At 38.4% G+C, this 16,044-nt stretch carries 15 protein-coding genes; all 15 read left to right on the plus strand.

The features are described from left to right. The first annotated feature begins 200 nt into the window (after positions 1–200). The 15 genes from ACZ11_RS21345 (at position 201) to ACZ11_RS21415 (ending at position 15,644) form a co-directional block, all read left to right on the plus strand. Positions 201–1,940 carry a 2-oxoacid:acceptor oxidoreductase subunit alpha gene (locus ACZ11_RS21345; RefSeq protein ID WP_049668536.1) on the plus strand — a complete coding sequence of 580 codons (1,740 nt, stop codon included), beginning with the start codon at positions 201–203 and terminating at the stop codon, positions 1,938–1,940. Beyond that, the gene (locus ACZ11_RS21350; protein ID WP_049668537.1) at positions 1,940–2,806 is read left to right on the plus strand and encodes a 2-oxoacid:ferredoxin oxidoreductase subunit beta; all 867 of its coding nucleotides are present in this window, start codon (positions 1,940–1,942) and stop codon (positions 2,804–2,806) included. Before ACZ11_RS21345 ends, ACZ11_RS21350 begins: the two co-directional genes overlap by 1 nt. Positions 2,807–3,464: 658 nt before the next feature. Then, positions 3,465–4,172, plus strand: coding sequence for a lantibiotic protection ABC transporter ATP-binding protein (locus ACZ11_RS21355; RefSeq protein WP_049668538.1), 708 nt, complete (start codon positions 3,465–3,467; stop codon positions 4,170–4,172). Between the two features lies 1 nt (position 4,173). Beyond that, on the plus strand, positions 4,174–4,902 hold the full coding sequence (locus tag ACZ11_RS21360) for a lantibiotic immunity ABC transporter MutE/EpiE family permease subunit (protein WP_049668539.1): 729 nt from the start codon (positions 4,174–4,176) through the stop codon (positions 4,900–4,902). A 3-nt stretch (positions 4,903–4,905) separates the two neighbouring features. Then, a complete protein-coding gene (locus ACZ11_RS21365) occupies positions 4,906–5,661 on the plus strand; it encodes a lantibiotic immunity ABC transporter MutG family permease subunit (RefSeq protein ID WP_049668540.1) in 756 nt (251 codons plus the stop codon). Positions 5,662–5,689: 28 nt separating this feature from the next. Beyond that, complete coding sequence (locus tag ACZ11_RS21370; RefSeq protein WP_049668541.1) at positions 5,690–6,352, plus strand: response regulator transcription factor; 663 nt, start codon at positions 5,690–5,692, stop codon at positions 6,350–6,352. Then, positions 6,340–7,719, plus strand: coding sequence for a sensor histidine kinase (locus tag ACZ11_RS21375; protein WP_049668542.1), 1,380 nt, complete (start codon positions 6,340–6,342; stop codon positions 7,717–7,719). The genes ACZ11_RS21370 and ACZ11_RS21375 overlap by 13 nt, the downstream gene beginning before the upstream one ends. 573 nt (positions 7,720–8,292) lie before the next feature. Next, positions 8,293–8,664, plus strand: coding sequence for an ELKS/Rab6-interacting/CAST family protein (locus ACZ11_RS21380; RefSeq protein WP_236690930.1), 372 nt, complete (start codon positions 8,293–8,295; stop codon positions 8,662–8,664). A gap of 251 nt (positions 8,665–8,915) precedes the next feature. After that, positions 8,916–10,004 (plus strand): ABC transporter substrate-binding protein, encoded by a 1,089-nt coding sequence (locus ACZ11_RS21385; RefSeq protein WP_049668544.1) that lies wholly within the window; start codon positions 8,916–8,918, stop codon positions 10,002–10,004. After that, complete coding sequence (locus ACZ11_RS21390) at positions 9,994–10,830, plus strand: alkaline phosphatase family protein (protein ID WP_049668545.1); 837 nt, start codon at positions 9,994–9,996, stop codon at positions 10,828–10,830. Before ACZ11_RS21385 ends, ACZ11_RS21390 begins: the two co-directional genes overlap by 11 nt. A gap of 402 nt (positions 10,831–11,232) precedes the next feature. Beyond that, positions 11,233–12,075: an ABC transporter permease gene (locus ACZ11_RS21395; protein WP_201778552.1), complete on the plus strand. Its 843-nt coding sequence runs from the start codon at positions 11,233–11,235 to the stop codon at positions 12,073–12,075. Next, entirely contained in the window at positions 12,075–12,860 is a 786-nt protein-coding gene (locus ACZ11_RS21400; RefSeq protein ID WP_049668546.1) for an ABC transporter permease, read from the plus strand. Before ACZ11_RS21395 ends, ACZ11_RS21400 begins: the two co-directional genes overlap by 1 nt. Beyond that, positions 12,857–13,858 (plus strand): ABC transporter ATP-binding protein, encoded by a 1,002-nt coding sequence (locus tag ACZ11_RS21405; protein ID WP_049668547.1) that lies wholly within the window; start codon positions 12,857–12,859, stop codon positions 13,856–13,858. Before ACZ11_RS21400 ends, ACZ11_RS21405 begins: the two co-directional genes overlap by 4 nt. Continuing rightward, entirely contained in the window at positions 13,855–14,640 is a 786-nt protein-coding gene (locus tag ACZ11_RS21410; RefSeq protein WP_049668548.1) for a DeoR/GlpR family DNA-binding transcription regulator, read from the plus strand. Before ACZ11_RS21405 ends, ACZ11_RS21410 begins: the two co-directional genes overlap by 4 nt. Further along, positions 14,637–15,644 carry a histidinol phosphate phosphatase domain-containing protein gene (locus ACZ11_RS21415; RefSeq protein ID WP_049668549.1) on the plus strand — a complete coding sequence of 336 codons (1,008 nt, stop codon included), beginning with the start codon at positions 14,637–14,639 and terminating at the stop codon, positions 15,642–15,644. The genes ACZ11_RS21410 and ACZ11_RS21415 overlap by 4 nt, the downstream gene beginning before the upstream one ends. Positions 15,645–16,044 lie beyond the last annotated feature (400 nt).

The raw sequence follows: 16,044 nt of genomic DNA on the forward strand, positions 1-16,044 counted from the left end.
ATGTTAAATGTCACTTGAAATCAGTAAGTTAATTTTTTAAACTTAATTGATTTGAAAATTACAACTTTATGAACCCATTTTCAGTCAAAGGTCTGATTTTCGGTTAAATCGTGGAATAACAATAGTGCAGACCGTTTCTTCGTGTTAAACTTATGAAGGAAAAATAATAGCATACACATTGGATCTAAGGAGTTGTTGACATGTTACATCAGCTTTCATGGAAAGTCGGTGGGCAACAGGGTGAAGGGATTGAAAGTACAGGCGAAATTTTCTCAATGGCAATGAATCGTTTAGGTTACTTCCTATACGGTTATCGTCATTTCTCTTCTCGAATCAAAGGTGGCCATACGAATAATAAAATTACAGTTCGTCCAACAGAAGTACGTTCTATTGCGGATGATTTAGATATTTTAGTAGCGTTCGACCAAGAAACAATCGACGTCAATTATAAAGAACTAACAGAAACAGGCATTATTTTAGCGGATTCAAAATTTGATCCAGTGAAGCCAGAAGATTCAAAGGCGCCATTATTTGCGGTACCGTTTACAGAAATTGCAGCAGAGCTAGGTACTTCGTTAATGAAAAATATGGTGGCCATTGGGGCAACTGCATCATTACTAAATTTAGATAATGCAGTATTCCAAAATGTTGTAGACGATATTTTTGGCAGAAAAGGTGAAGAAGTAGTTCAAAAAAATATGGAGGCCATTGCACGAGGCCGCCAAATTATGAGTGAGCTTTTAGGCAATCGTGTAGGTGAATGGGCTTTAGCACCAGCAGACGGTAAACGCCGTATGTTCATGATCGGAAACGATGCAGTAGCACTTGGTGCACTTGCGGCTGGGACACGCTTTATGGCAGCCTACCCAATTACACCAGCTTCTGAGATTATGGAATACCTTATTAAAAAATTACCGAAATTCGGTGGTGCGGTTATTCAAACAGAAGACGAAATTGCTGCAGCGACAATGGCAATTGGTGCAAACTTTGGTGGTGTTCGTGCCTTTACAGCTTCTGCTGGCCCTGGTCTTTCATTAATGATGGAAGCGCTTGGTCTTTCAGGTATGACGGAGCAGCCGCTAGTTGTTGTTGATACACAACGTGGTGGTCCATCAACAGGGTTACCAACAAAACAAGAGCAATCAGATTTAATGGCGATGTTATATGGTACGCATGGTGAAATTCCAAAAGTAGTAATTGCACCTTCTACAATGGAGGAAGCATTCTTTGACACAATCCAAGCGTTTAACATTGCAGAGGAATTACAATTACCAGTTATTTTAATGACTGACTTGCAATTATCTCTAGGTAAACAATCTGTAGAGCCATTCGATTACAATAAAATTGAAATTCGTCGCGGTAAAATTGTTACAGGCGACATTGAAGAAGCGGCTGATAAAGCATACTTCAAACGTTATGAAGATACAGAAGATGGTATTTCACCGCGTGTGCTACCTGGTACATTAAATGGTATTCACCATGTAACAGGGGTTGAACACGATGAAACAGGTAAACCATCTGAAGCAACTGGTAACCGTCAAGTACAAATGGATAAACGTTTCCGTAAGCTAGCAGCATTGAAATTCGATAATCCAGTACATTCTAATGCGCCACACGAAGAAGCCGATATTTTATTAGTGGGCTTTAACTCAACACGTGGAGCAATTGAAGAAGTACAAGAACGATTGAATGCTCAAGGTATGAAGGTGAACCATGCACACATTCGCTTAATTCACCCATTCCCATCTGCTGAGGTGGCACCACTTGTAGCAAAAGCGAAAAAAGTAATCGTTGTAGAAAATAACTACACAGGTCAATTAGCAAATATTATGAAGATGAATGTTGGTGGTCACGATAAAATCGAGACTATTACAAAATATGATGGTACACCATTCTTGCCAGGTGAATTAGAAAATCGTGTGAAGGAGTTGACTCGCTAATGGCAACATTTAAGGATTTTCGTAATACAGTGAAACCAAACTGGTGCCCAGGCTGTGGTGACTTCTCTGTTCAAGCAGCGATTCAGCGCGCCGCGGCAAACGTTGGTATTGAACCAAACGAATTAGCTGTTATCTCAGGGATTGGCTGTTCTGGTCGTATTTCAGGCTACATTAATTCTTACGGTTTCCACGGTATTCATGGTCGTGCATTACCAATTGCACAAGGCTTAAAAATGGCTAACCGTGATTTAAACGTTATAGCTTCTGGTGGTGACGGCGATGGATTTGCGATTGGTATGGGTCATACAATTCATGCTATCCGTCGTAATATTGACATCACATACGTTGTTATGGATAACCAAATTTATGGTTTAACAAAAGGGCAAACATCTCCACGTTCTGCTGCAGGATTTATTACAAAATCTACACCAGGTGGTGCGATTGAGCCTTCATTAAAACCATTAGAAGTAGCTTTAACAAGTGGAGCTACATTTGTCGCACAAGGTTTCTCAACGGACATTAAAGAGTTAACAGCTTTAATTGAAGCAGGTATTAATCATAAAGGCTTCTCATTCATCAACGTATTCTCACCATGTGTTACGTATAACAAAGTGAACACGTACGATTGGTTTAAAGAAAACTTAACGAAGCTTGCTGATATCGAAGGCTATGATAATTCTGACCGTGGTATGGCAATGCGTACAGTGATGGAGCATGAAGGTTTAGTAACAGGTATTATTTATCAAGATACTGAAACAGCTTCATATCAAGAAAAAGTACCGGGCTACTCAGAGCTACCATTAACAGATATCGATATTAAAATGAGCGAAAATGATTTTAATGATTTAGTGAAAGAATTTATGTAAATTAAATTTTATATAGCATGACAAAAAAGCATTTGGGATGTACTCATTCCAAATGCTTTTTGTGTCTTTTGAAGACTGCGATGACAATGAATTAAGATGACATATTAAATAAAGTATGACGAAGGTAGTTTCTCTTGTGAATTTAATCCATCCAAAAAATGAGCGCTATGGCTAATGACAGTGACGTGATTCCCGTTTGCTTATCCGACACTTCGTTTTCGCGCAGAACATTTGTTGCTGCTCACTACGTTTCACTATGCTTTCACGCTGGTATAACATTTTGCTAAAGTTTCGCTTTATATTATAAATTGCCAAGAGGTACACGCTAAGTGAAGTGGCTGATTGGAGTGGAGACTGAGCGACTCCTTGGGGATTAGCGATAGAGGAACGAAGGCTAAAACCATCACGTCCTATGATAACGCCTTCGTGACCAACACTGTGTTGGCCCGAGACCCTGGAGCGAGCAGCGCGAGTGAAGCGGCTCATCGGACGCCCCCAGGAAAGCGCTCAGTCGGAACGGAAATCAACCCCTTGTTTTGCCGAAGTTATAATATCTCATTAATTTTCTTAGTGATGCTCCACAAAATTTTTCGTTATCCTTATAAAATCCTTATAATCATTTTTTACACTATAGTCATCGAAAGGAAGATGATTATAGATGGAAGATATTATTTTACAAACAGAAAATCTTAGTAAAGGCTTTAAGGGGCAAGAAATTGTAGAGGACTTATCGTTAACGATACCTCGCAATACTGTTTATGGTTTGCTCGGTCCAAATGGTGCAGGGAAATCAACAACGTTAAAAATGATTACGGGGATGCTGCGTCCGAATGCAGGAAAGATACTTTTTAATGGACGTGAATGGAATCGTAATGATTTAAAAGACATTGGTGTATTAATTGAAACACCACCGCTTTATGAAAATTTAACGGCAAGAGAAAATCTCAAGGTTCGAACGATTGCCCTCGGGTTGCCACAGTCACGTATTGATGAAGTATTAAAAATTGTTGACTTGACTAATACAGGAAAAAAACGAGCAGGACAGTTTTCGCTTGGGATGAAACAACGTCTAGGAATAGCAATTGCGCTATTAAACTATCCAAAGCTTTTAATTCTTGATGAGCCGACAAATGGTCTCGATCCTATCGGCATTCAAGAACTTCGAAAGCTGATTCGATCTTTTCCAGAGCAAGGGATTACAGTCATTTTATCTAGCCACATCCTGTCAGAGGTAGAGCAGGTTGTTGATGAAATTGGCATCATTGCAGGAGGGAAATTAGGTTATCAGGGAGTTGCCCCACAAGGTCAGGAATTAGAATCATTATTTATGCAAGTAGTGTCTGCTAATAGAAAGGTAGGCATGTAACATGATCTCAATTATGAAGGCTGAAAGATTAAAATGGAAAAAGACTTTTATCCCTAAATTAGTGTGGCTGGCACCCATTGTGGCGATATTACTAACTGCATTTTTAATGGGAGGGAGCTTCTTCCAAAAGGGTGCTTATAATTGGTGGTATTCAATGCTCTTACCGGGTGCTCTGACGATATGTTGTGCATTAGTGGTGGAAAATGATGCTAAATTGAAATATCATAGTATTCTCGCAATGCCACTCGATCTGAAGAAGATTTGGTTTGGCAAAATACTTGCATGTAGTGCCTGGTTGTTATTAATTACACTTATTTTCTTTACTGGTATTACTGCTGGTGGAATATTATTTGGTAATAGCTATTCTTTCATTAATAGTCTTACAGGTAGTTTATTAATTTTCGTAACATTTTTATGGCAAATTCCACTTTGTTTATTCCTTGCGGCAAAATTAGGAACTTATATGGCTATTTTTATAAATTTAGTCGGCAATATTGCTGGTATGATTGCATTTGCAAATGGAGAGTTCTGGTATAGAGTTCCTTATGCCATTACAGCAAGACTAATTTGTCCAACTCTTGAGATTTTACCAAATGGTTTGCCAGTGCCTGAAGGCAGTCCGTTATTAAGCATGTCGGTTATAGTTCCGGGTATATTAATTGCTATAACATGGTTTGCGTTAATCAGCTTCCTTACTGCACGTTGGTTTCAGAAAAGGGAGGCGAAATAGTGCATGGTAATGTTAAGATTACTGAGAGCAGAGTTTCTTAAAGTAAAAAGAACGCCATTTTTACTAATTCATCTCCTTGTACCGATTATTATTTCTGGGCTGTTTTTAGCATACTATTCATATTCACCATGGAATTTTGCTTGGAAAATATCCGGTTATTTTCAGGCTCTTTCGTGTGGGTTTCCAATTATTATTGGATTAGTTTGTGCAATGGCAGCGGAGCAAGAAGCAAATGCAGGACATTTTCAGGAGATGCTAACAGCTACTAAAACAAAAGTAGTGGCCTATTTAAGCAAGTTGCTAATGTTATTGTTATTTAGTTTTGGAGCAATATTACTGTCCTTCGGTATTTTTAGTATTGGTTTTATTGAACTTTTGCATGAAGATACTTTTGGTTATCAATTTTATTTTATAGCTGGATGTATTCTATTTGTTAGCTTTGCAATTTTATATATTTTACATTTTTTCGTTAGTTTTCATTTTGGTAAAGGTGCCTCAATCGGATTAGGTATTGTCGGATCACTAATAGTAGCCCTACTCCTCACAGGACTAGGTGATGGTATTTGGTCATTTATACCTTATGGCTGGGGTGGTCACTTTGTTTCATTATGGGAAATGAAAGCGTCAGGGCTTGACCTATCGACGGTGGAAATAGGACTACAGGAAGGTATTATTGCTTCAGTTTGCGGGACATTGCTTGCATTAGTCCTATCTTGTTTATGGTTTTGGAAATGGGAAGGAAGAAAGTCTGATAATTAGGGTTTGAAGAAATGATGAGGGTAGAAGTATGGCAAAAATATTAGCAGTAGATGATGAAAAAGATATTTTAGTATTGATAAAAAATGCATTACTAAAAGACGAACATTTAGTAACGGCAGTCTCTGATGCGACAGAAGCAAGTAAAATGAATCTTGGTGCTTTCGATTTAATTTTATTGGATGTGATGATGCCCGAAATTGATGGGTTTACTTTATGTGGCCAAATACGTCATGCTGTAGATTGTCCTATCCTTTTTTTAACGGCTAAATCATTGGAGGAAGATCTAATGTATGGTCTTGGTCTTGGCGCAGATGATTATATTATCAAGCCGTTTGGAATTGGGGAGCTACGTGCAAGAGTAAATGCTCATTTGAGACGCGAAAAAAGAGAAAGACGTAGCATTCTTTTTGTAGATAACGTTCACTTCAATCTATCTGGCAAAGAGCTGTTTGTAAATGAAGAGAAGGTAATACTGACAAAAAGCGAATATGAAATATGCGAATTTCTAGCTCGAAATCGAGGACAGGTGTTTTCTAAAGAAAAAATTTATGAAACTGTTTTTGGGTTTGATGGGAAGAGTGACAGTACCGCTATTACTGAGCATATTAAAAATATTCGTTCAAAGCTACATGCTTTTAATGTTGACGCCATTGACACTGTTTGGGGGATTGGATATAAATGGAGACAATAAAGCCGACTAAAGGAACACGACTACATACTTTTTTTCTTCGATATCTCCTTTTCCTAAGTCTAGGCGTTATTCTGTTAGTGGTGCTACTGATCTGTTTAACGATGTTTGCCTTTTCTACCAACTTCGTATTACCAGCAAATTATGCAGAAACTCAAATTTCATTATCAAGGGATCGTATTGCGTCTAGTAGTTCGGTTACAGCTGAATTGATCCCAGACCTTGTTGATTACGCAGTCTTTTCTAAAGAAGGTAAATTTCTTGCAGGAAATCTTTCAGAGCAGGAAGCTTTCAAAGCTTGGGATGCAATGAAAAAAGAGCAAGCTCAAGGTATCAACCAATTTTACTCGTTTATAGAGCGAGAAAACGAGATTTGTATATTACGATATTATTTAGTACCACAGTATAGTTCAGAAATTTTAAGGAAATATCTTCCTAATCCTCAGCTTTTAGATATTCTATTATTTATTATAGGGGTTGTAACCCTAGCGACTGTCCTTGCGATCCATTTTGGAAGAAATCTTAAGAAAAAAATGTTTGGCTTGCAGGAAGCGATTGAAAAAATACAAAATCAAAATTTGGATTTTACAATAAATACTTCAGGAATTCGTGAAATAGATGAAATATCCATTTCTCTTGAGCATATGAGGGAGGCATTAAACAGTTCTTTAAAACAGCAATGGGAATCAGAACAGACCCGTAGAGAGCAAATCTCTGCTCTTGCCCACGATCTGAAAACACCTCTTACAATTATTCGGGGGAATGCAGAACTTTTACAGGATACTGATCAAGATGATATACAAAGAGAATATAATGACTATATTTTGAAAAATACAATGGAAATAGAAAAATTTACGAAAGAGCTGATCGATTTATCAAAAATGGAGAAAAATATCGTTCGTGAAAAAACGAATGTTAAAACGGATGCATTTATGATAGAAGTAGAAGATCAAATGAGAGCTCTTTCGTTGGAGAAAAAGCTTCAAGTAGATGTCCAAAAGGAAATGCTACCTACACTTATATTGATCGATGAAGAGAGGTTCTATCGAGCGATTTTAAATGTCGTTGCCAATGCTGTAGAACACGCACCTGAAAATGGCAAGGTGACAATAACTGTTCAAGGTGCCGCTGATATTATTCAATTTACTGTTGTTGATAGCGGCTGTGGATTTTCTCCGAGAGATTTGAATGAGGCTACCAAACAATTTTATCGCGGGGATCTAAGCAGAAATGCGGGAAACCACCATGGGATGGGACTTTATATTGCCCAATCCATTGTTCAGAGTCATGATGGAACATTGCTAATTGCCAATGATTTATCAGCTGGTGGAGGGAAAGTGACCATAACAATCCCAATAAATTTAGCCTAAGCGTAATTGTTTTTGCTGTTTCATTGCTTTCGCATAGATAAACTAAATTATTCAAAATGAGGTTTATTATTTTGTATATGTCTATTTGGTTAGCGAATTCTAATGAAGTTCATTAATATGACATTGGATAAAACATATATCATATATATGAGTTGATTGGAGTGAGGCTGGGTGACTCCTTGGGGATCAGCGTCACAGATGAGACCCTGGAGCGAGCAGTCAGAGGAACGAAGGCTAAAAACATCACATCCTGTGATAACGCCTTCGTGACCAACATCGTGTTGGCCCAAGGGCTCATCGGACGCCCCCAGGAAGCTTTGCTCTGTGCGAAAGCGAAGCGACAGCAACAAAGCGCCCAGCCGGAACGGAAATCAACCTCACGCTTTTGATGTGAGCCTATAATTAATAAAAGTGGTTAATTAACACACTTATAAAATATCTTGAGAAAAGAATGATTTTGACAAATTTGTTAATATCATTCTTTTTGTTTTTGTTTGAAATGAAAAAGTGGGGAGTGTGTTCGGGCAATCGTATTGTAAAAAATGCTACAATAAAAGAAAAAAAGAAGAGGCGATGCACGTGGATAACGTCATTGATTTTATTGCAAAGAAAAGAGAACGCGAAGAAAGGCAGCGTGCTCAGGATTTAGAAAGGTATGTTGCGACACAATGTAATTTTCATCAACCAGAAAATATTGATGCACTTGTTGATGGTAAAATGATTGAGGTCAAGGACCATACGTTGTTTTTAGGATTTCTCTCAATATTAAAAGATGAAAAAATTGATCCACTTAATATTTTTCAGGATGTTTTTACACTTGGACCTGCCCACTTCGAGATGTCCTACAATATGAGATGGTGGTCAGTTGTACAGCTTGCCTTTACATTTTTAACAATTTTAAAGGAGAACGAGCCGCATACATATGCAGATTTTCTTGGTTTATAAAATTAATCTAGAGTGTGTGCACGTCTTGGAAAGCTATATAAACGTGCGCATACAGAACTAGATTCCTTCTTAATTTCCTCTAAAACTTTTACAATCCCCCTTCAATTAATAATTGTTCATAGATTTTCATAATTCCTTAATAATTTTTACTGAATATTTTAACGTCCTCCATACTTGCTTAATGTTTGTTTTCTAACATAAATGTTGTAAGACAAATGAAAACAAACATAAACAAATGGAGGTTCCAACTCATGGCAATTCAAAAGTTGTGGAAGAAAGGTCTAATCGGAGCATTAGCAATTTCAATGTTGGCGGCTTGTTCTGACAGTTCATCTAGTTCGAATGAAGTGAAAAGTGATTTGTCACTTGAAGAGATTACGAAAAAAGCGAAAGAAGAAGGCACTGTAAATTCTGTCGGTATGCCAGATACTTGGGCTAACTGGGTAGAGACTTGGGAAGAGCTTGGTACTGAATATAGCCTCAAGCATAAGGATACAGATATGTCGAGTGCTGAGGAGCTAGCGAAGTTTGAGGCAGAAAAGGATGATGCCACTGCGGATATTGGTGACGTTGGAATTGCCTTTGGGCCGATTGCTAAGGACAAAGATTTAACATTACCGTACAAAACATCTTATTGGGATGAAATACCTGACTGGGCAAAGGATGATGAAGGCCATTGGATCGTGGGTTACACTGGAACAATTTCATTTTTAACTGATAAAAACAACGTCAAAAATGCCCCGAAATCTTGGGAGGACATTAAAAACGGAGATTACACTGTCAGCATTGGTGATGCTTTAACAGCGAATCAAGCACAGTTTGCTATTTTAGCAGCTGCAATGGCATTTGGTGGCAATGAATCGAATATTCAACCAGGAATAGACTTTTTTGCAGACTTAGCAAAACAAGGGCGTTTAAAAGGAGATCCAACTGTAGCGAATTTAGAAAAAGGCGAAATTGACGTAGCTATCCTATGGGATTTTAATTCACTTGGTTATCGACACCAAATTGATGAGAAACGTTTTGATGTAGTCATTCCATCAGAAGGCTCTGTAACATCAGGCTATGCAACGATCATTAATAAATACGCCAAAAATCCTCATGCAGCAATGCTTGCTCGTGAATACATTTTATCAGATGCTGGGCAAGAAAATTTAGCGAAGGGTTATGCTCGTCCAATTCGTGACAAAGTGCAATTGTCTCAAGATGTTCAGAAGCTATTATTGCCTGAGGAAATGTACAAAAATGCACAGCCAGTAAAAGACCAAAAGAAATGGGAAGAAACAACAAAGCAAATTCCACAACTATATCAGGAGCAGGTATTAATTCATGGGAAATAATAAAGTTGTTTTAATTGTCGTAGATGCACTTCGCTTTGATACAGCCTGTACCCATATGGGATTTATGCATCATTTAGTTGAACGTAAAATTGCAGCACGTTACAAGGTTTGCTCAGAGGTCCCGTCACTATCAAGGCCTTTATATGAAACGATTTTAACGGGGACACCACCCATTGTGCATGGAGTGACGAGCAATATGACAGTTCGTTTATCCACGCAAAATAGTCTATTTCATTTAGCAAAAGAAAACGGTCTTTCTACTGCAGCTGCTGCCTATCATTGGGTAAGTGAGTTATATAATCGTGCACCATTTGTGCATATGGAGGACAGGCTGCAATTAGATACTCAATTGCCGATTGAGAATGGCTTGTTCTACTTTGAGGATCACTATCCAGACAGTCATTTATTTGCTGATGCTGCTTGGTTAATGGATCAAAAGGAACCCGATTTCTTATATATTCACCCGATGAATGTAGATGATGATGGTCATAAATTTACAGCCGATTCGGCACAATATCGAAATCGAGTTTTAGCAGTGGATGCATTATTATCTATATTTATTCCAAAATGTCTTGCGCAGGGCTATGAAGTGATCGTGACAGCTGATCATGGAATGACGAGTGATGGTAATCATGGAGGCACAACAGCTGAGGATCGCCACGTACCGATGTTTGTTATTTCGAATCATGTTAAAGCAGGCATTAAGGATGAGGTTGTATCACAGCTACAAATTGCTCCGCTATGTTGTCATTTATTGAATATTGAACCTTCTGATGAAATGGTTCCGCTGTTATTAGAGGGGATGCATTCTTTAAAAGGGGTTTAATTATCATTATTTATTCAGGTATGTAATTGGAGTGGAGGGCTGGGCGACTACTTGGGGGATCAGTGTCATAGATGATACCCTGCAGCGAAGCGGAGTGGCCCAGCTGGAACGGAAATCAACCCCATGTTATTGTGAAGAACTCATTTTTATATGAATTACTTTGAAGATTTATCGGAACAAAATCACGTTTTATCGGAACAATTTTAGAATTTATCGGAACAAAATCGCATTTTATCGGAACAATTTCAGTTTTTATCAACTATGGGTGACTCCTAGGGGATTAGCGGCTCATCGGAAGCGCCCAGCCGGAACGGAAATCAACCACCCGTTATGATGATGAGCCTTCTAATTAATAAAAATGATTATGATTATCTAAATAGCCGCTATTAACTATAGAAAGAAGTGATTGTTTTGATTTCGAAGCGGCAAACAGTTGCCTGGCTTTTTCCTTTTCTAGTACTTGTCTTGTTATTTTTCTTAGTACCGTTACTGTATATGCTAATCACAAGCTTTCAAAATAGTGATGGTTTTACACTCGCACAATATAAATCTGTACTAACGAATGATTACATTTTACAAGGCTTTAAAAATAGTATTACACTGTCCGTTATTTCGGCTGTAATTGCCTTAATCGTTACTTTATTTGCAGTTTATGCGATTATGAGATTTTCTGAGCCAGTGCGCGAGAAAATTTTAATACTAACAAACTTAACATCAAATTTTTCAGGTATTCCGTTAGCTTTTGCCTTTATCGTATTACTTGGCAATAGCGGGCTCTTTACATTGTTATTCGATAAATGGGGTATCGGCCCATTATCATCATTTTCTCTATATAGCTGGGGTGGCTTGTTACTGATTTATATTTATTTTCAGCTGCCGTTAGCATTAATGCTTTTATACCCAATTTATGATGGAATTCAACAACAATGGAAGGACGCTGCAGCGCTACTTGGAGCTTCTACTTGGCAGTTTTGGATGAAGATTGGGATCCCAGTTATGCTTCCGGGGATTGTTGGAACATTTAGCGTGTTGTTTGCCAATGCAATGGGTGCATATGCCTCAGCTTATGCTCTAACTAGCAGTAACTACAATTTAGTGGCCATTCGTATTGGTTCTCTTATTAAGGGGGATATTTTTGCTCAACCAGAGTTGGCAAGTGCTATTGCCGTAATACTAGCAGTAACGATGGTGACGGCAATGCTATTAAGCGAATGGAGCATTTCAAAAACAAGGAGGAAGTTATAGTGAAAAAAAGAGGCTTTGCTGATTTATTTTTCCTCCTGTTAGTGGTGTATTTAGTGCTGCCTGTTGTTGCAACAATGCTTTATGCCTTTGCGACAAAATGGAATAAGACCATTTTGCCAGAAGGATTAACATTTAAATGGCTTGCTACATTATTTCAGGATGCAGAATTTATACAGGCGTTTGGACGTTCTGTTTTATTGTCGAGTGGGGCTGTAGTGGTTGCATTGCTCGTTATCGTACCAGCTATTTTTGTGATCGTGTTGTATTTTCCAAAATACGAAAAATGGATTCAGATGGCTGTTGTGATGGTGTATTCATTTCCAGGAATTATTTTAGCAGTTGGGCTCATTCGTGTTTACAGCAAATTTGGTGTGCCGATGATTCTAGTAGTTTTAGGGGCATATGTTATCGGTATTCTACCGTACATTTATCAGGGGACACGCAATAGTTTGCGGAATGTAGATGCACGACAGCTTTTAGATGCAGCGCAATTACTGGGAGCATCGAAATTGCAGGCATTTACTAAAATTTTATTACCTACTGTTTACCCAGGCTTATTTGCAGGTGCATTATTATCGTTTTCCGTACTTTTTGGAGAATTTGTACTGATTAATCTAGTTGTAGGTTCTCGCTTTGAGACGGTGCAAATTTATTTAATGAAGAAGCTTAGTACTAGTGGACATATTGCTAGTGCAGTTGTCTTTATTTATATCGTTCTAATGGGCTTATTAACGTTCGTTATTGCAACATTAACGAAACGATCGAAAGGTGCTACAAATCTATGAGTTATATTGTGATTGAAGAACTTCATAAAAAATATGGATTAACGACGGTTTTATCAAATATAAATATGAAGATTGAAAAAGGTGAATTTATAACTCTTTTAGGTCCGAGTGGCTGTGGTAAGAGTACAATTCTACGTATTTTAGCAGGCTTAACAGATGCATCTGCGGGAAAAATTATCGTAGAAGGAAAGGATATGAATGGTGTTCAACCAAAGGATCGTCAAGTTGGTATGGTGTTTCAATCATATGCACTATTTCCAAATATGACGGTGAAAGAAAATGTAGCCTTCGGTTTACGCATGCAAAAAGTAAATACTGCTGAAGTGGATCAACGTGTTCAAGAAATGCTTGAGATTGTGCATTTAAGTGAAAAAGCAAATGCATATCCGAAAGAATTATCTGGTGGTCAGCAGCAGCGTGTTGCCCTTGCGCGAGCTTTAATAGTACGGCCAAAAGTATTGTTGTTAGATGAGCCGCTCAGTGCGCTAGATGCCCAAATTCGTAAGAAACTTCAAGCAGATTTACGAGCTATTCAACAAAAGCTAGGTATAACGATGATTTTAGTTACGCATGATCAAGAGGAAGCGATGGCTGTTTCTGACAGAATATTTGTTATGGACAATGGGATGATTGCACAAAGTGGAACACCTACAGCGATTTATACAAGCCCTGAAAGTGAATTTATCGCTAATTTTATCGGACATTACAATGTGTTTACGCGTCAAACACTTGAGAAAATGATTGGCGAGACATTGCCAAAAGAATACTCAAAATTTGCGATTCGACCAGAAGCTATACATCTCGATCAGAGACAGGGGGATGTTTGTATGACTGGAGAGGCGAAGCAATCATTAATGAGTGGCAATGTTATTCGGACAACGTTAGAGGGTGAATGTCCCTTTACGATGGAGCAGCTACATCAACGAGGGCAATCGTTTGAGCTTGGTAAGCGATATGTGTGTTATGTAGCGAGGGAAGATGTGATTGCATTATCATGACATATGCAAAAATTGAACGTTTTGAATTTATTTTGAAACAGTTAGAGGCTGATGGAAAAATTGTTGTTGCCAATATTGCAGAAGAATTACAAGTAGCACCAGAAACGGTCCGTAGAGATTTTGATGAGCTAGAGCAACAACATTTATTAACGAGAGTACATGGTGGAGCTGTTAAGTATACGAACGTTAGAAATGAACCGGCATTTTTGCGCAAGCTTCAAATGCAAAAGGAGGCAAAGCGCAATATAGCTCGTTTAGCAGCTAGATGTATATGTGATGGGGATACAATTGCGGTTGATACAGGTACAACGACTGTGCATATTGCAGATTTTTTATTGGCAGTCGACGATATAACAGTTGTAACCAATTCTATCGCTGCAGCTGTTCAATTTAATTTGGCGATAGAGGAGCGGCGCATGACGGGGAAGGTCATATTACTTGGTGGAACGACAAACCCAAGGCAATCCTCAGTAACAGGCGCTATGACGTTGGAGTTATTAGGAAATATGAATTTTGATAAAGCATTTATATCGTGTGGTGGTATAAGTGAAGATATCGTATACGATTATGATTTGGATGAATCGTTAATTTCTAAAAAAATGCTTGACCGTAGCAAGATGAACTTTTTATTAGCGGATGCATCTAAAATAAATGGTAAGTCCTTTTATCAAATATGTCACATTGAAGAGTGCTCAGAAATTCTTTGTGATATAGCTTGCCCGTTGGAATGGCAAGCGTATGAGGAAAAGTGGACGGTATGCAAAGGAGGGAAATGCGGATGATTGATTACCATGTACATTTAGAGGAGGGCCCATATTCATTTCGTTGGCTAGAGCGTACTTCTCAAGCAATTGGATTTTTTAATGAAGATGAAGGATCAGCAAAAGGTTCTAAAGCATTTATAGAATTACAAATGAAGCAGTTATCACAGCGATTACAAAGTGGCTGCTATAGCGAGGAATGGCTAGATTTATATTTACAACAGGCAAAGCAGCTAGGTTTACGCGAGGTTGGCATTGTCGACCATCTATATCGTTTCAAGGAGACACGAGCATATTTTGAGCGATATATGCAGTTAGATGACAATGAAGTTGGTAGAGCTCAGCGTTACTGGCTTGATAGTGTGATGACGGAAAGTATGGATGATTTTGTGTCAGCTATTAATCAAGCAAAAGAAAAATGGAGTCGTCATGGTATTTCCTTAAAGCTAGGCATCGAGGCAGATTATTTTGTCGGCGGTGAGGAAGAATTAGCATCATTACTGGAAGGATATCCATGGGATTATGTTATCGGATCTGTCCATTTTGTGGATGGCTGGGGCTTTGATAACCCTCAAACACAATACATATTTGAGGACATGGACGACGCAACTTTACAGGAAAACTTTGCCCGATTTTTTGCTACAGTGGAAAAAATGATCCTCTCGAATATATTTGACTTTGTGGCGCATTTAGACAACTTTAAAGTGTTTGACTATCAAGTGAAGAACACAGCTTTTCTTGACTCTTGGTATGAAAGAATTGCAAAGGCACTTGTGACAACACAAACAGTCACTGAAATAAATGCCGGCCTATATTATCGCTATCCAGTAAAGGAAATGTGCCCAGGACCACGTTTCTTACAAATTTTAATTGAACACGATGTAGCCTTTACAGTTTCTTCAGATGCGCATTTTCCAGACGATTTAGGTAAATACACATTTGCGAATACAGATTTACTAAAAAGCTACGGCGTTCAATCAATTATTGGATTTAATCAACGTCAAAAACAATATATAGAACTATAATTTATGTCGCCGTTGATGGATATCTTCGGTGATTTTTTATGTTAGGAAGAGTGAGCAGAGTGACGGAAAGAAACGTCCAAGCGACGGAAAGAACGGACGAAGTGACGGATAAAATTCAAGGCGACGGAAAGAATCGTCGAAGCGCCGGATAGGACTGTTGAAGCGACGGAAAGAACTGTTGAAGTGGACGATAGAATTCAAAGCGACGGATGGAATCGGCAAAGTGATGGATAGAATTGACAAAGTCGTGGATAGAACCATCAAAATGATGGATAGAATTTAAGGCGACGGAAAGAATCGTCAAACCGACAAATGCCCCCCCTCCAGCAAAACTGACACTCCTCGCAACCTAACAAAAATATTCATCTAGCTAAGAGTAATTAAGTCTAAACCGCGACAT

This window comes from Lysinibacillus xylanilyticus (assembly GCF_001183605.1).
GTDB lineage: Bacteria > Bacillota > Bacilli > Bacillales_A > Planococcaceae > Lysinibacillus > Lysinibacillus xylanilyticus.